Source organism: Mesorhizobium sp. M0184 (assembly GCF_040322215.1).
Lineage (GTDB): Bacteria > Pseudomonadota > Alphaproteobacteria > Rhizobiales > Rhizobiaceae > Mesorhizobium.
In genome coordinates, this window is sequence record NZ_JAMYSZ010000045.1 from 17,341 (window position 1) to 34,029 (window position 16,689).

At 57.2% G+C, this 16,689-nt stretch carries 15 protein-coding genes and 3 pseudogenes; 11 read left to right on the plus strand and 7 right to left on the minus strand.

Features of this window, described 5'->3' with window-relative positions; translation table 11 throughout:
* Positions 1-111: 111 nt before the first annotated feature.
* The 6 genes and pseudogenes from NKJ23_RS31390 to NKJ23_RS31415 form a co-directional block, all read left to right on the plus strand.
* Positions 112-880, plus strand: a pseudogene (locus tag NKJ23_RS31390) (IS110 family RNA-guided transposase); the annotation flags it as partial.
* A 1,322-nt stretch (positions 881-2,202) separates the two neighbouring features.
* Complete coding sequence (gene ectB / locus NKJ23_RS31395) at positions 2,203-3,543, plus strand: diaminobutyrate--2-oxoglutarate transaminase (protein ID WP_352684537.1); 1,341 nt, start codon at positions 2,203-2,205, stop codon at positions 3,541-3,543.
* 111 nt (positions 3,544-3,654) lie between these two features.
* Positions 3,655-3,900 (plus strand): ectoine synthase, encoded by a 246-nt coding sequence (locus tag NKJ23_RS31400; RefSeq protein ID WP_352684565.1) that lies wholly within the window; start codon positions 3,655-3,657, stop codon positions 3,898-3,900.
* A gap of 151 nt (positions 3,901-4,051) precedes the next feature.
* Positions 4,052-5,599, plus strand: a complete 1,548-nt coding sequence (locus NKJ23_RS31405; protein WP_352684539.1) for an aspartate kinase — start codon at positions 4,052-4,054, stop codon at positions 5,597-5,599.
* 56 nt (positions 5,600-5,655) lie between these two features.
* A pseudogene (locus NKJ23_RS31410) lies at positions 5,656-5,970 on the plus strand (aldehyde dehydrogenase family protein); the annotation flags it as partial.
* 198 nt (positions 5,971-6,168) lie between these two features.
* Entirely contained in the window at positions 6,169-6,357 is a 189-nt protein-coding gene (locus tag NKJ23_RS31415; protein WP_352684541.1) for a cupin domain-containing protein, read from the plus strand.
* 22 nt (positions 6,358-6,379) lie between these two features.
* On the opposite strand, the gene NKJ23_RS31420 is transcribed toward NKJ23_RS31415, so the two are convergent.
* From NKJ23_RS31420 to NKJ23_RS31450, 7 genes are all read right to left on the minus strand, one after another.
* On the minus strand, positions 6,380-7,138 hold the full coding sequence (locus tag NKJ23_RS31420; RefSeq protein WP_352684543.1) for a maleate cis-trans isomerase family protein: 759 nt from the start codon (positions 7,136-7,138) through the stop codon (positions 6,380-6,382).
* Positions 7,139-7,279: 141 nt separating this feature from the next.
* Positions 7,280-7,747 carry an Lrp/AsnC family transcriptional regulator gene (locus tag NKJ23_RS31425; protein ID WP_352684545.1) on the minus strand — a complete coding sequence of 156 codons (468 nt, stop codon included), beginning with the start codon at positions 7,745-7,747 and terminating at the stop codon, positions 7,280-7,282.
* Positions 7,744-9,000, minus strand: coding sequence for a M20 family metallopeptidase (locus tag NKJ23_RS31430; RefSeq protein ID WP_352684547.1), 1,257 nt, complete (start codon positions 8,998-9,000; stop codon positions 7,744-7,746). Before NKJ23_RS31430 ends, NKJ23_RS31425 begins: the two co-directional genes overlap by 4 nt.
* Positions 9,001-9,066: 66 nt before the next feature.
* Entirely contained in the window at positions 9,067-10,248 is a 1,182-nt protein-coding gene (locus NKJ23_RS31435; RefSeq protein ID WP_352684549.1) for a M24 family metallopeptidase, read from the minus strand.
* Positions 10,249-10,277: 29 nt separating this feature from the next.
* On the minus strand, positions 10,278-11,243 hold the full coding sequence (locus NKJ23_RS31440; protein WP_352684551.1) for a glycine betaine ABC transporter substrate-binding protein: 966 nt from the start codon (positions 11,241-11,243) through the stop codon (positions 10,278-10,280).
* Positions 11,240-12,751, minus strand: a complete 1,512-nt coding sequence (locus tag NKJ23_RS31445; protein WP_352684553.1) for an ABC transporter permease — start codon at positions 12,749-12,751, stop codon at positions 11,240-11,242. Before NKJ23_RS31445 ends, NKJ23_RS31440 begins: the two co-directional genes overlap by 4 nt.
* A gap of 1 nt (position 12,752) precedes the next feature.
* Entirely contained in the window at positions 12,753-13,883 is a 1,131-nt protein-coding gene (locus NKJ23_RS31450) for a quaternary amine ABC transporter ATP-binding protein (protein WP_352684555.1), read from the minus strand.
* A gap of 415 nt (positions 13,884-14,298) precedes the next feature.
* On the opposite strand from NKJ23_RS31450, the gene NKJ23_RS31455 reads away from it, so the two are divergent.
* The 5 genes and pseudogenes from NKJ23_RS31455 to NKJ23_RS31475 form a co-directional block, all read left to right on the plus strand.
* A complete protein-coding gene (locus NKJ23_RS31455; RefSeq protein WP_352684557.1) occupies positions 14,299-14,811 on the plus strand; it encodes a hypothetical protein in 513 nt (170 codons plus the stop codon).
* A 331-nt stretch (positions 14,812-15,142) separates the two neighbouring features.
* The gene (locus NKJ23_RS31460; RefSeq protein WP_352684559.1) at positions 15,143-15,754 is read left to right on the plus strand and encodes a hypothetical protein; all 612 of its coding nucleotides are present in this window, start codon (positions 15,143-15,145) and stop codon (positions 15,752-15,754) included.
* Positions 15,723-16,235 carry a DUF262 domain-containing protein gene (locus NKJ23_RS31465; RefSeq protein WP_352684561.1) on the plus strand — a complete coding sequence of 171 codons (513 nt, stop codon included), beginning with the start codon at positions 15,723-15,725 and terminating at the stop codon, positions 16,233-16,235. The genes NKJ23_RS31460 and NKJ23_RS31465 overlap by 32 nt, the downstream gene beginning before the upstream one ends.
* Before the next feature lie 35 nt (positions 16,236-16,270).
* Positions 16,271-16,507, plus strand: coding sequence for a hypothetical protein (locus NKJ23_RS31470; protein WP_352684563.1), 237 nt, complete (start codon positions 16,271-16,273; stop codon positions 16,505-16,507).
* A 36-nt stretch (positions 16,508-16,543) separates the two neighbouring features.
* Positions 16,544-16,689 (plus strand): annotated as a pseudogene (locus NKJ23_RS31475) (IS1380 family transposase); the annotation flags it as partial.

The following is a 16,689-nucleotide window of genomic DNA, read 5'->3' on the forward strand; positions in this document are numbered from 1 at the left end:
CAGCGTCACGCCGCGTAGCCTCGAACAGAGGCGGACGCAGCCGGGATCGACGGGGTGACCGTGGGCCGCATCCGGAACAGGATCGGTGAGCAACGCTTCCTCGAAGGGCATCAGGCCGAGTTGCGCTCTGGCGCATACCAAACCGATGCAAATGACGCTGATGGCCCGGCGAACCTTGCGGAGGTTGGCTTCTACAAGGAAGTCCGGGTCAAGGATTATGACAGTATGTTGACCCCGCACCTTAGTTGGAGCTCGCAGCCAGTTGATCAATATTACGACTGAACTATCGAATAATATCCGTGGTCTCATGAAAACATTTGGGCTCGTGGTCCCAAAAGGGTGGAGGACGGATATTTGAAGCTAATGTGCGCTGCCCTCTTCCCAGCAATGTCAAACTCGAACAGATCATCCTGCCGCTGCTCGAAAGCTTGGCGCATTCGTGCACGGGCCGACCTTGATCGTAAGCTTGTCGCAACAGCACGAACAAGCACAAACTGCCAATTGCTCATGTCCATTACGGGCATTGGGGCGATTACCGCCACTGCATTTGCCGCGGCAATTGGAAGCCCCGGAGAACTTCGGGACCTCACGCTCTGTTGGCGAATGCTGGGTCTGACCACCCGGCGCTATCAATCGGGTGAAGTTGACTATGATGGTCACATCTCGCGGCGCGGTGACGAATATCTGAGGGGGCTGCTGTACGAGGCCGCCACCGTGCTCGCACTCATGCCAACAATTCGCTGCGTACATGGGGGCTGGAATTGAGGGCGAGGATTGGCTTCAGGCGAGCAGCGGTCGCTGTGGCGCGAAGCTGTGCGTCATCATGCACACACTCCTGAAAACCGGTGAGCTTTTTGATAGAGCTGCGACCGCTGCCTAAATCTGGAACACATCGGGAGATGAATGATGCAATAAGAAATTAGGTACCATAGTTGCGTCCGTTTCTTCGGATGCGTAGAGACGTTCCTGCCGGAACCTGGGTGGGGCCATTCCGTACATACGGATGCAGTTGGCAAATATTATCATGTGCCAAACTGCGTCAGCGACATTGGAAGATCCATCCTGCGAAACCCATTATGCGGCAGCCATTGTGCCGACCGCGCAGACAACCGTGCTTCTGGCAAACGAATATCGACGACGCATCCTGCGAAATGAGGCGCAAACACGACTATTGATCAGTCTCTCAAGTCCTTTTGTGGCAAGCCAAGCAAATGGACAGCCGTTAGACATTGCAAAAAGAGTTGGTTTGCGGGGAGCGATTAGACAACCCATATATAAGTTTGATCTGGTTCGGCAACGGGCCGCGTCATGCATTGGGCTCAAACCCTGGACGCTGCAACAGCGGAGAAAAAGATGACGATCTGAAGACCGTCCGCATTGACCCCTCCTCATATAAGACCACACCCGCCATGACCGACGATACGTTGCCGCCGTTGTGTTTTCCCGCCGTCGGACGCAAGAAGATCATAGCTGCGTTTGATGACGGACGCATCACATCGGCTACTGCCGGTATCTCCTAGCCCGCGCAAGGCTCGTCAGCCAATGACGACAACAGGCCTCGCGCGCAAGATTCCTGACAGCCTCTCAATCTCGGCGTATTCAGGCAATGCGCCGTTTCCGGCACAGACGCAAATCCACCTGCACCTACCGACATCTGTCCGAGCGCCGCACCCTGCGGCTCGTGTACGCCGACGACGGGGCGCCGACACTCCGAAAAACAAGCCGCGACCGCAATCGCAAACCTCGCCTTCCATCACGACGGCGACCAAGGCGAAAGATCGACATCTTAATCTCCGACCACCTCATCATTGGTCACGCTCCCGTCGTTGATTCAGGACTTGGCGTGTTCAAACACAATTTTACAAAACATTAATCCCTATCATTTCGGCGAATGATATCCTCCAAGCCGCTGCAGGTTCGGAGCAAAGATCCTTAGGAGCAAAGATCTCTGCCGGGGACCGCGGTGATTGCTTCGGAACTTTGGTCACATCAAGTGCAACGTGACGCTCCCAACATGGCGTCCGGTTGTTCTTCGCAGCTGTGGCTCGGGACTTGGTGCGCCAATCCGGCAAGCTCAGGTTCGACTGCGCAACCGAGGAAGGGCGTGAGAGCGAATACATGATAGCCATCGGCTCCATCGTACGCTCTGAAGCCCTGCAGGCATGCCCGCCCGCCTAGTGATACTTAAATAAGGAGGCAGCGATGACTGACCGAATTGCACCAGATGGCGGGGATGAATTCGCGATCTTCAACCATCTTGAGTCCGAGGTGCGGAGCTACGCTCGCAGCTTTCCCGTCGTTTTCGCGACGGCACGGGGAGCTCAGCTGTTTGCGCGCGATGGGACACCCTATCTCGATTTTCTCATGGGCTGCTCGAGCTTAAACTATGGGCACAATCCGCCTGCGCTGAAGTCGGCGCTCATAGATTACATTTCGGCTGACGGCATCACCCATGGCCTCGATCTGTATAATGAAGCCAAGGAGTCTTTACTGCGAGAATTCCACGAGACGATCCTCATGCCCCGACAATTAGACTACGTCGTACAGTTCCCCGGTCCAACCGGCGCCAACGCGATCGAGGCCGCCCTCAAGTTGGCGCGCAAGATCACTGGTCGGGCCAACGTCATAGCCTTCACCAATGGCTTTCACGGCGCGAGCCTTGGCGCTCTCTCCTGCACCGGCAACCGATATCACCGCGCTGCCGCCGGCCAGCTGCTCGGCGGCGTGACGCGGCTACCCTATGACGGCTATCTTGGGCCCTCTGTAGACACGGCCGATTACCTTGATCGCCTCCTCTCAGATCCATCCAGCGGCGTGGACGCCCCGGCGGCGGTGATTGTCGAGACAGTTCAGGGCGAAGGCGGTCTGAATGTCGCCGGCACGGAGTGGCTGTGCAAGGTGGCGGCCATTGCGCGCAAACATGGAGCTCTGCTGATCGTCGATGATATTCAGGCGGGTGTTGGCCGGACCGATGCGTTCTTCAGCTTCGAGGCGGCCGGTCTCCGCCCGGACATCGTCACGATGGCGAAATCGATATCGGGCTATGGCTTGCCAATGGCGATCGTCCTAATTGACCGACAACTCGACAAGTGGGAGCCGGGAGAACACAACGGTACGTTCCGCGGCAATTGCCATGCTTTCGTGACCGCCCGGGCAGCCCTTGAGCACTTCTGGCGGACAGACAGCTTTGCGGCGTCCGTCGAGGAGAAAGGCAATCTGCTGAAAAGCCGCCTTGAGCAGATCGCGCAGAAATACGACCCAAGCCGCGTGTCAGCCAAGGGTCGTGGCATGATGCGGGGCATCGATCTGAAGTCTGGCGAAGTTGCCAGTCAAGTCGTCTGGACCGCGTTCCAGAAAGGCCTCATCGTCGAGACCGCTGGTCCGAGAGACGAGGTCGTGAAGTGTCTGCCACCCCTCGTTATTCGGAAGGACCAGCTTGGCCAAGGCCTCGACATTCTTGAGAACGCTATCGACAGCGTGATCGGCCACACAGTGGCCACGGCAGCATCAGAGGTGAATCATGATCGTAAGCGATTTCAATGAGGACTCTGACAGCTCGGCGGGTTCAGACGACGAGCTGGGAAAGCGTGCAGTTGCTCCTCAAGAACGATGGGATGGGCATATCACCAGGATCATCCGGACGCGCGGCTCAAGATGCATTGTCCGAACCACCTTGAGGCAATCTACTGCATCTCAGGAACGGGCCCTATCGAGGATTCCCAAGCGGATGAGGTCCATGTCGTGCGACCGAACATCGTTTACGCGTTCGATAAGCATGACGCCCACCTGCTGTGTGCTGAGACGGAATTGGTGTTGGCCTACGTCTTTGTACCTCCGTTGGCGGGCAGCGAGATGCATGGTGAGATCGGCGCATATTCTCTCGACTCTGAGGCGATCTGATGTCGCCACAAAGAAGGTTAATGAGCGTCGACGACATCGAGAGTATTCGGCTCCTCCGCCTCTCCGCCGTCGCTCGTCATGTTTGAGGCCGTGGCTTCCCCAGCGCTAGCACATCCGCAGACCAGGACGATGACGCGTCGATCTACCTCCCATGGCTGGCGCTTCGGACGGCGCACTAGCGGTTGTCAACTGGTCAACCCACCCTGCCGAAAAGGATTATGAGGTGAATCTCTTGCGTAACCGCGAGCCTAGCGCCCACACCGTCGAGAAGATCGGAGGCACGTCGATCTCCAACACCGCTGCCGTACTCGAGAACGTTCTAATCGGAGGCCGCAAGGGCAGCGCACTCTACAACCGTATATTCGTCGTATCCGCTTACAGTGGAATGACCGATCGGCTCCTCGAGCACAAGAAAACCGGCAAACCCGGCGCCTATGCGCGCTTTGCGGGCGCCAGATCAAGATCGGGTTTGGTCGAAGCGATCGCAGAGGTCCATCGTGAGATGAGGAGGATCAATGCGGAAGTCTTCGGCCGCTCGCCGGAAAGGCGCGTCGCCGATGATTTTGTTCGCGACCGCATTGAAGGAGTGTGTGGCTGCCTGTTGGATCTGCAGCGGCTTTGCTCATATGGCCACTTCAGGCTCGAAGAGCACTTGAATACCGTGCGCGAGGTTCTCGCCGCGCAGGGCGAAGCCCACAGTTCCCACAACACGGCACTGCTCCTTAGGACACTTGGCGTGGAGGCGATCTTCGTGGACATGACGGGCTGGCGTGACGAAGCTGAAATAAGCCTTGACGAGCGAATCGAGACGGCGCTATCCGCGATCGACCTCGGCAAGCAGCTGCCGATCATCACGGGCTACAGCCGATGCCCAGGTGGCCTGGTGCAGTTCTATGGCCGTGGCTACACCGAGTTTACATTCGCCCGGATCGCCGTACTCACAGGCGCCAAGGAGGCAATAATCCACAAGGAGTACCATCTTTCGACAGCTGACCCCAAGATTGTCGGCATTGAACGGGTCCGCACCATCGGCCACACCAACTATGATGTCGCCGATCAGCTCTCTAACCTCGAAGTGGAGGCGATACATCCGGCTGCAGCCAAGGAGCTGCGCCATGCGAATATACCTCTTCGTTTCAAGAATACCTTCGAACCTGGGGACGAAGGAACCGTCATCACGCGCGACTACGTCTCTGACACACCGCAGGCAGAGATTATCACCGGCCTCAGAGGAGTGTATGCTTTAGAGTTTTTCGAGCAGGATATGGTGGGTGTAAACGGCTATGATCTGGAGATTCTCAAGAAATTGAAAGGCTATGACGTCCGCGTCGTCACTAAGGCGTCAAACGCAAATACCATCACATATTATCTCGCCGCGGCGCCCGACGTAATTGCGCCCGTTGTCCAGGGTCTAGAGGAAGGCTTTCCGACTGCTGACATTATAGCAAAGAGGGTGAGCATTGTCTCGGCCATCGGAAGCGACCTCAATCTCCAGCGCCTAACGGCCACTGCTGTGCAAGCGCTAACGGCTGCTTGCATCGAGATCCTCGGCGTCCATCAGCTCATGCGCAACGTAGATATAATCTTTATAGTGGATGAATCACGCTTTGACGACGCTGTTAGGGCGCTTCACCGCGCTCTGATCGAAGATTCACGGCTGCCTCTTGCAGCGCAGCCTTCGTCCGGCGTGGAGCGCTAAACTAACTAATCTAAACTAACTAACAAGCTTCTCTGATTCTCTGATTGGGGTCAGTGGAGGAAGTCTTCGCCCCAGTCGGGACCTTGACGGCGTTCGACACACTCGATGAAGCCATCGCGCTTGCCAACGACACGGAATACAGTCTACATGCAAGCATCTTCACCAACAACCTTTCGAACGCCATCGACGCGGGACGCCGCATCCATGCGGCCGGGCTTATGATCAATGACTCCTCCGACTATCGATTCGATGGCATGCCCTTCGGCGGCTACAAATACGGTAGTATGGTCCGGGAAGAGGTACGGTTCGCCTACGAGGACATGACGCAAAGCAAAGTCGTCTGCATCAACCGCTTGGAGGATCACGCATGAAGCTGCCTATGCTTTTGGCCACCTCGTCTCCACCGCGCGGGTCTCTTGCGGCTCCGGTCCTTGTCAAATCCCCAGTAGACATGGAATTGTAGTCTTTGTCCAGCAATGCTAGCAAGCAGAACCTGGCCCTCTGCAAGGTCGCCTACCGCTCTTCTGCCGATGCGACCAGCATCAGTATCAGTGAATGGGGCCGGGTGAGTGGTCGTAGACTGCATCGAGCTCGGAATTCTGCCAGATTCTTCCGGCTGCGGAACGTTTCTGCCTGACGGCGAAGAACCTATGTACCTAGAAGCCGGAGATGCAATCCTGTTCCATCGGGGTACGGTTGGCCGCTGGGTTGTGCGCGAGACGCTCCGGAGGATAACCTTGGATTTCCCCCGCACTTAGACAGGTGCGTGCCTTCCGGCGATTAGCCTCGTTTCTCTGCGAGCAACCGTCCGAATCCTGCAATCGGTCGCGTATACCCGGCCAGGCTCAGGGCATGCCAGGCCATCGCCTGTGTACTGGACATGACCGGTATGCCAAGCTCCTGCTCAAAACGAGCGAGGTGGGGAACAACAGGCATCGATGTGCAAGAAAGGAAAAGCGCGTCGGCATTGGATTGCTTGACCAACGCCTTGGCGGCGGTCAGGATTTCCTGCACATCCAGTTCGCAGATCTCGACATCAGTCTTGCACTCGAAAACCCCATCCACCGCCAGGTGAATGCCGGCCTTTGCCAGGAATGGCAAGAACTTCTGATGAAACTCAAACCCATACGGCGTTAACAAGGCCACACGCTGCGCCTCAACGCGCCTCAGCGCTTCGATCATCGCGATGCCCGGGGATGTGTATTTCACTCCTGGACACGCCTGCTCAAGCTCGCTCAGCAACGCGGGGATGCCGAGCGCCACAGTTCCACTTGTGCAACTGAAGGCCAGGACATCAAAACGGTTGCTGGGAGGAAGGCTACTAGTGATATCCGTGAAGGATGTCGGTGTTGTGAACCCGCCGCCGGCATGGCTGTAAGCTGTCCTGGTGGTATAGACGGCGACATCCTCCGGCATCAGCCTTTGGAAGGCGCCCTCTCCGATTTCGTCAGAATTCAAGAGGATTAGGCCGATCCGAGCGCTTACCGCAGCCGGCACTGTTTTCGGCGAAAACACGATGGTCGAAGTGTGAGCGTCCATATCGTCCTAATGTCCGGTCAGTTTACGCCGGCCTTTCGCGGGTAGTCTACGCACACTCTGTGCGGGCCGGCGGCGTTCGGACCGTCTCTCACGCGGCTAAGCTGCATTGTGCGCGCAAAAGACCGGGCACACGCCTCGCCTTCACTCTGTCGGGATGATGCTACCGCGTTTGTAGACCTGTAAGCAGACGCTGGTGTTGATGCGTTTGATGTTGGGATTCATCTCTACCATCATCTGGGTGATGTGGTCGTATTCCTCGACATCTTTCGCGGTAATGACGACGGTGAGATCAGAGGCTCCCGTGGTATAGAAAGCCTGCTGGACAAAACTCTCTCCCACTAGCCATTTCTTAAGCTGGCCGAGCAGATCCTTGCGTTCTCGCTCAACCTCGATCGCAGCCAGGAACACTAGGGGACGACCGACCTTTTTGCCGTCCACCACGGCAACCGTGGCGACTATTACCCCCAACTCCTTCAAGCGTTTGATCCGACGCTGAACCGCCGACGCTGACAGGTTGACTTCTTCGGCGATCATCGAAGCCGGACGTTCAGCGTCCATCTGGATGATCTCAAGAATTTTTCTGTCGTAATCGTCGATGTCAGTGCTCAAAACACTCCTCCGATGCAACGGGAGGTGTTCCCTTGCGAGTTCCAACCGGTGCGGGGAACGTCTGCCAACACGTCGAGACACAGACGCACCACCGCGTCTGTAGTCGGAGCTAGAAGCTCGTCAGATGCGCCGAAGGTCGGCGTATGCAGAAACGACTCATTGCCTGGCTCGCGGCTGCCGAACCAGAAGTAAAGCGAAGGCACAGTCTCGGAATAATAGCCAAAGTCATCGCTGCTTTCTTCCTGCGGGTCAGTTGACAACGCTGCCTGCCCTTCCGCTTCAACGACAATCTGCTGGAAACGCGCAACTAGCCCGGGATCGTTGATCACGGCAGGCTCACCGCTGATCTGCTCGACACGGGCCCGGCCGTTGTGAAGCGCTGCAAGGCCGTGAGCGAGGTCTGCAACCCGTTTGTTGATCTTTTCTCTGCGCTCACGCGTCCGGGTCCGGATCGTGCCTTCAATGGTCACTTCGGGGCAGATTATATTCGCCGCCTCGCCACCCTTGATTTTTCCGATAGTGATGACGGTCGCGTCCTGCACCGGGAACTCACGCGAGACAACTTTCTGCACTTCACAGATGAAAGCAGCAGCTATGGTGATAGCATCCACCCCCTTGTGCGGCATGGCGCCGTGCGCCATTTCGCCAATGAACGTAATCGAAAACTGGTCGGCTGATTTGCTGACAGCGCCCGGAAGGGCGTTGAAGACGCCGACAGGGAGATTGGGATTTATATGAATGCCGATTGCGTGGTCGAACCCCTCGAGTAGACGTTGGCTCAAGACAGAACGTCCCCCGACCGGTTCAGCCTCCTCAGCCGGATGAAAAAAAACGCGGACCCTGCCCGAAAACCGATTGCGCTGACGGTGCAATGCCAGCGCGGTTCCCAACGCCACCGATGCGTGAATGTCATGGCCACACGCATGCATGACGCCTGGAACCTGCGATCGAAACGGAACATCGTCGCGGGTTTCTTGGATCGGCAAAGCATCTATGTCGCCCCGGACCGCTATTGACCGAGACACGCCATTCGCTTGGCCGAGGATATCCACATAAAGACCTGTTTCGTGAAACGTTATCGCGCCATCCAGCCCGCGGCGCTCGAGGATATCACGTATCCGCGCCTGCGTTTTCCATTCGCAGTTCGAGAGTTCCGGCTCACGATGCATCGCCTGTCGAAGTTCAACAATTGCATCACGTTCGACATTGTCAAGCGCTGTCCCCAGACGTTCTGCTGTGAGCTGTGAAGTCATGGTATTCTCATAAATCGGCTGGATGCCGCACCGTCGTCAAGTGACACGGCGATGCGGCTTGAGGTTTCAGTCGCGGTAGAACAGGCGATGGGGAACCTGGGCTAGCCGCTGACCGCCGTTTTCGGTGACCGCAAAGGTTTCCGAGAGCGCGACGCCTTGCTTTTCAAGCCAGAGACCCGACTGGAAATGGAAGCACATGCCCGATTCCAAAACCGTTTTGTCGCCATTCTGGATGTTGGTGGTTTTCTCGCCCCAATCTGGCGGATAGGCGATACCAACGGGGTAGCCGACGCGGCTTTCTTTGGAAAGATTATTCTTCCGCAGAACGTTCTGCCAAATGTTTTCGACCTCTCCACATGTCACACCAGGCTTTGCAGCCTCTAGCGCTCGGCCGACACCCTCAATGATGACGTCAGCGAGCCGACGCGGCTCATCCGATAGCTTACCCAGCAGAACCGTGCGGGCTAGTGGGCTGTGGTATCGCTTTCGGACGCCCGCCAGTTCGAGCACTACCATCTCATTCTTTGGCATTTCCCGGTCTGTCCAGTACAGATGGCAGGCATGAGCATTCTCTCCCACCATCACGAACGGAAACGCCGCAGGAGAGTCGCCGTAAAGCCCGTCGGTACCCATGACCGAGGTGCGCAGGACGTCGGCGGCGACCTCATAGGCCTTCTTGCCGGCAAGAAGGTTGTCGATACCCTCTTGCATGGCAGCAGTGGTGACTTTGCCGGCCTCACGCATGTAACGGAGCTCTGCGGGGGATTTGACGAGGCGGACCCAATTCACCAGGCGGCGGTTGTCAATGATCTTGGCGTTGGGCAAGCCCGCGATCAGATTCTGGTGGCATCGCGCCGTGTAGTAATCCACGTCCATTTCAACGCCGATCGTCTGGCTGCCCCAGCCCCGAGACTGGATGTGCTCGCAAAGGGCCTGGAACGGATGCACGTGCTGCTGGTGCAGCATGGTTTCCGGATAAGGCAGCAGGTTTGCCTCTGGCAAGCGGGTTGTGATCCTTAGCGCCGAGGTATCCATCTGGCGGCCCAGCCAGAACGGCGCTGCCTCATCTTTGTGCACTAGGAGGATCTGGGGCACATAAAACGACATCGCATCAAGACCCGCTAGGTAGTTTAGGTTCGCAGGATCTGAAGAAAGCAAAAGGTCTATGCCTGCAACTTCCATCCGCTGTTTGACTTTACGCAAGCGCGCTTCGTACTCGCTAGCGTCAAACGGTATTTCATATGACATGTGAAACCTCCACTTTCTGAAGCTGATGCTTACTGGGGCCTACCCGCCATCCACCCAAGGATTTTCGCGTCATTTTTGGCAACCCAGTCCTTTGCAAAGACATCAGGAGCGATCTTTTTAGTGCCAACCGCATCAATCCACTGGGCAACCTCTGCCGGATCGATTTTCATGTTGTTGAGGAGAGCGACGAGTTTTGGGTCCTTGGTTTCCAACTCCTTCGCATAGGCGATGTTGACCGAGATCGGCGCCCAAGCGGTCGTGACAGATGACATTGCAAGCCAGTTCGGATTCTGGTCGGGCTGGACAACCTTCCACTTCGAAGCGTCGTGCGGCGGCTCATCGAGCATCACTACTTCCTTGCGGGAGAAGGTCGGATGTGGCGTGTAGCAGATGCCAATCCAAGGCGTATCTGACCGAATTGCCTGCTCCAGGTCTACAATCGCGAGGCTTTCCTCGATGGTCGTCAGCTCAAAAAGATCCGCATAGCCGTAGTCGCGAGCGCGGATGAACTCCGTTTTTGACGAGCTCCAACCGGCGGGACCGACCCAGAGTTTCGGCTTACCGCCTGCGGCTGTCTTGAAAACGTCCGCGATCTCGGGCCGGGACAAATCGTAGATCGACTTCACGCCAAACTTCTCCTGGGTGTGGCGTGCGGTGCACATCCCAGACAGCACCTGGAACGTCATACTGGCCAGCTTAACCGTTTGCTTTTCCTTGACGTAAGTGTTGATCATGCTGTCATGATTCGGCGACCAAAGTTCTGGGAGGATGTCGATCTCGCCTTTATCCATCGATGCTAGGATGATCGGCAGCGTACTGTTCACTACTTCCGCGGAGGCGCCGAAGTACTGTTCAGTGATTTCCTTTAGGACGCTGGACATAGCCTGCAGCGATGGCCAGTTGGACGAAGCGACCTTGATTTTTTCCAGGGCCATTGCCGGTCCGACGAAACCCAACGCCACGGCAAGTGCGACTACTGAAAGCTTCATTTTCATTGGTTGTTATTCCTTTTCCCCTGTATGAGCCGATCTAGGATGATGGCGCAGATCAGCACTGCCGCCCCCACCAAAAAACCTTGTCCAACGGACGCGTATTGCAGTGCCTGAAGTACATCCTCGCCCAGGCCGCCGGCCCCAATGAGCGAAGCAATCACAACCATCGACAGACACATCAGAATGGTCTGATTGACCCCTGCCATGATTGATGGCATGGCTAGCGGGAGCTCGACCTTGACTAGGCTTTGCCAAGGGGTAGCGCCAAACGCGACCGCCGCTTCCCGGGTGCTCAGCGGAATTTGCTGGAGACCTAGCGCCGTCAGACGCGCCACAGGCGGCATGCCAAAGATGATGGTTGCCAGTACACCTGGCGTTTTGCCGATGCCGAATAATGCGATGATAGGCACGAGATAGATGAATGCCGGCATCGTCTGCATGAGATCGAGGATCGGTCGGAAAATGCGATAGGCCCTGGGGCTCTTTCCGCACAGAATTCCGAGCGGAATGCCTATACTGAGCGCCAGCATGGCAGCTGTTCCCAGGAGAGCGATGGTAACCATGCTCTTCTGCCAGAACCCAAAAATGGCCAGATAGACCAGTCCAGCGGCTGTAAAAGTTGCGGTTCCAGGACCGGCAAGCAGCCATGCGGCAAAAACTGCCACAAAGACGGTACAGATCCACGGAAGCCCTTGCAGAAGGCTTTCGACCGAGGCAACCAGCGTCGAGATGCTGCCCGTGATCGCGTCAAAGACAGCCCTGCCGGATTGGGTGAGAGAGGAGAAGAACTGGTCAAGCGCAGTCGCCGTTGAGCCGGCGGCGTCCGAAGTGCTCGACTGAATGGCCAGCATGCTGGCGAGTAGCGGCACACTGCTGCCGAAAAGTGCCACCACGTATATGATGACTAGCAGCAGGGCACAGGCAACGACGCGCTGGTAACTGCGCCCTGATGGCGTTACCCGGTAGCGACGCCAGCGCATATATTGGCGTGAATACAGCCAATCGCCAGCCACCGAAAAAACAACTCGCAGACCCAACAAGCCGGCTGCCGTCAGTGCTATCAGCATCGTTGCCGCCCGAGCCCTTTCGTCGGCAAGGGCTCTATCCTTCACCGCCGACTGAGCGAGCGATTTAGAAAGCTCCCGCATTTGGTTCGCCGCTGCTTCATTGCCCTTCTGACGTTCCTCGTTGGCTTGGGCCAGGCGCGCCTCGCTGAGTTTTTCAAGCGATTGGGCGCGCGATATGTTGTCGGCTGTGAGGCCCCCGGTGCTCAGAAAGACAATGCCGATCATCAAAGCAATTTCAATCAGCCCCGTGACAAGAAACGCCCCAAACAGACCGCGAGAGGCAGCCCACAAAGGGCCCACAATCGCTGCGGCCAGGTTCGGACGCAGTCTGGCGCGGCTACCCTCGAAGATCTCCCCGAACTTCGCCTTGTAATAGCCGGCGTTGGCGCCGGTGAATTCGGCTATCGACTTTGACCAGTCCTGGTCCGTGGATGACTTGGTCATGTCAGCGGACCTCCTTCATTGAGGACAGCAGCGTCTCAATCGTCACTTTGCCCACTGTGCGCCCGGATTGGTCTACGATGGTAATGTCGGACCGAGTACGGGCGCCTATGGCGATGAGGTCCGCGAGAGGCGTGTCCGGAGTAGCCACGGGAGAGCCTGCTGCGACAGGCAGCTCGCCGGCCCCTACGACCGTCATCACATTACGGGCAGCTAAGATCGGAACCCGAGAAATTCCGCGGATAAATTCTGCGACGTAGTCAGTCGCCGGAGAGGTAATGATATCGGCCGCGGTGCCGAGTTGAACGATCGCACCATCTTTCATGATCGCGATGCGGTCCCCCAGGTGGAAAGCCTCTTCAAGGTCGTGCGTGATGAACAACGTTGTTTTGCCAAGATCGCGAGAAAGCGCGAGGAATTGGTCTTGCAGATCGCGCCGGATCAAAGGGTCTAGCGCCCCAAAAGGCTCATCCATCAGAAGGATGGGCGGGTCAGCCGCCAGCGCCCTAGCGATACCCACTCGCTGACGCATACCGCCTGAAAGTTCGAAGGGTACTCGGTCCTCCCAGCCCTTGAGATCCATTTTTTCAATAGCGGTCTGAGCCTTGGCCCACCGCTGCCACTTTGGCACACCCTGCAGTTCGAGCCCAAAGGCGACGTTGTCTCTGACTGTGCGATGGGGAAGGAGCGCAAAGTCTTGGAAGACCATTCCGACTTGCTTCGACCGTATAGACCGAAGCTGCGTGCGCGCGGCCTTGGAAATGTCGACGCCGTTGAGGCGCATGATCCCACTCGTTGCATCTATCAGACGATTGACGTGGCGGACGAGTGTCGACTTGCCACTGCCAGAAAGACCCATGATTGCGAGGGTTTCGCCCTTCTTGATGGAAAAGCTTACATCCTTGACGGCCACCACACATCCGAAGCGGGCCAGAACCTCGTCTTTGCCCAGGCCATCATTCAGAATAGCCGCCATCGCCTCTCGGGCTCGTGTTCCGAAAATCTTCCATACGTTGGAACAGGACACGACCTCCTGGCGAAGGTCGACTGCCGTGTTGCGGCCGGCATACAGCTTCCCCTCGTCGAGCGCCGAGGAGGCTGTTCTGCTGAGCGTAGCGTCAGCGGATTTACTCATAGTTCCGTCAACTTCGTTCCCCTTATTAAAGGTGAGTATATTAAGCGCAACGCGCTAATCTTCCGCGTATTTTACCGAGTAAGCGCGGCTAAACCGCACATCTCGCCATCAAAATGCCGCCACGCTCTCACGCAAGCCTAGCAGCTCTTTCACCTACGCGGTGAGCGTTGGACGCCTTTGCCTCTTGGGTTCGGCTTGGTCGAGGTGAGCTCGAGTTGGTCGTCGGCACTCGTCATAATGCCCTGTCCCCACTGATGGAAGAGCACATTCGGTCTCGCAGGCTACCTCGAACTGGCAGAGTTCGAGAGGCGGCATCTTCGGCTCGGCAGCTTCGACCTGGCCGCACAAATTAGCCGCGGGGGCGATGTGAATTCCTTACTGCCATATGCGACAGGATCAGATCGAAGCACGAACCATGAACATTGATGCCTCAGCGACTGTGACCCTTACGGCAGCTTCGCGCCTAACCTCCGGCCCGTTCGGCAACCCAACCTTCGTCCCCAAAAGCTGCCTGTCGTTCATTGATTGCACCGGTGTGGTTGCAGGTATGCATCTAGCGCAGACGGCCTATCGAGTTTGTCGGCGGTACGGCCGCGATGATCGTACCTTGAATAGACTTCGATTTTCGCACGCCCGTGCAGAAGCGCTTTCATTGAAGGCGTTGAGGCCCATTTCCTCGGTGGTAATGACGACTTGGTCGCCGTCACGCTTACGTCGAAATCATAGAGCAGTTCCTCCGGAATCCCCGCAGCCCAACGAGGGCGCGCCTGAACAGGTCCATGATGCCGTCCGAAAAGCGCGTTGGCATCTGACCGGCTTGGAGTCGGCCCGCGGCCACGTCGGCGCGGGCCACGGCGGTTGCGTCTTGAAGCAGCTTTCTGGCTTCGTCGGCCTTGTCGGCATTTTCGAAGGTGATGCCTGGCAGTGAATGGAGCAGGCCGTGGTCGACGCTGGCGTTCTGACTACCGTCTTCTCTGGACCATTGAGCTGGCGATATGAGCTTTCCCTCGACATTGCGCGGAGCCCTGATCCGACGGCTCGGCCTGTTCGTCGATTCGCAAGATTTTAGCTGTTCGAGTGTAATCGCCGTAAACGAACGCAAGCTGTGGGTGAGTGGACCAATACTCCTTGTCGCCATTCAGCTAGGCGGCCCTGAGATCGTTCCGAATCGCATGGTGAGATGATTGCATGTCGGCCGGGCATGGCCACATGCGCTAGGAAGGGCCTATTAAGATGATGGCATTTGACGCGGATAATCCATGGCATTCTCTGGTGGCTTCGATCAGCCGACGCCGATCCCCGGGCGCCAGGTTTCTTCAAGCCAGTCTGCGTCCGCTGCGATCGACCTTGCGGACGGGACTGGCATGGATCCCGAGAACCTCGTTGCGCATGCGATCGTGCTGAAGTTCCGCGCATATGTCGGCCTTCGTTATCCCAGTCGTGCTGACGAGGGCTGGCGGCCACTCTGGCACCTAAGCAACGACGGGCTTTGGACGTTCTACTCCAACGGGCGAGCGTTGACGCGGAGCGATTTCGGTCCAGAGGGCAAACCGGGGACGAAGTCGAGCCTATTCCCTCGGTTCGACCGGCTCGCCTTGAATGGTTTCTTGCGAGGTCCTTGGAGTCAACCTACGACTCGCAAACAATTGCGCTCCTACATGATCGAGATTCTCGCGCGAGACGACGTGGCTTCCCGCATCTTCTCGCGTCAGCTCGCGGATTCACAAGTCGCGCTCGATACAGACAAATGGCTGGTTGAGGATCTTTCCGCGATCCTGAGGAGGAGCAGCTCGACATCTTCCACTTGGGGGTTGCGTCGAGAAGGGCGACTCGTCAGCCGTGGACAGCGGCGTCATCGCCATTCCCTTTGATCCCGACGCCATCGACGTGATTACTCGCACCATGACTGTCGATCTGCTTCTCTCACGAGTGCGGAACGGCATGATCGACCTGCAACCGGATTTCCAACGGCGCTGGGGCATCTGGGACAACCGGCGGAAGAGCAGGCTGATCGAATCCCTTCTGCTTCGAATTCCGCTACCCGTGCTCTACATGGCCGAGAAAGACAACGAGACGTGGGGGGTCGTCGACGGTATTCAAAGACTTTCGACCGTTGCTCAGTTCATCAGTCCGGACCTCATCAACCGTCCCCCACTGCAGCTTACAGGATTGGAGTATTTGCGGGAGTATAAGCAAGCTGAGTTCAGCGGCCTGAATGAAAGGCTGAAGATGCGCCTCCGCGAGACGGACCTGGTCGTTCACCTGATCCGAAGGGGTACGCCGGCAGAGGTCAAGTTCAACATCTTCGCTCGCGATCAATTCAGGGGTATGGCTCTCTCCCCCAGGAACTGAGGCAAGCGGTCACGCCCGGTCCTGCACGTGAGATCTTGGCAGAATGGGCCCGTTCCACGGAGTTCCTGATTGCCACGGACAGTAGCGTCAGCGAGATCCGCATGGACGACAGAGAGCTCGTGCTGCGCTTTCTTGCGTTCTTCGTGCTTGGGGTTCGCACCTATAAGCATTCGGACATGGATCGCTTCCTGATCCAGGCGATGAAAGCCGTGAATGCTATGTCCAGGCCGATCTATCCTGAAAAATTCATGGGATTGGTGGATGTTGCTTAAGCCGATCCGAACCACTTCCCGGAGACCACACCCGCCATGAATGATCCTACGCTGCCGCTGACCGGTTTGTCATCCGTTCGCGGCAAGTCCGTCGTCACCCGTTTCGACGGCGGCATGCTGTCGTCCAACAGCGGCGTTCTGGCCTTGGCCGAGGTGGAAAAGCGGTTGCGGGTGGCCGAGCG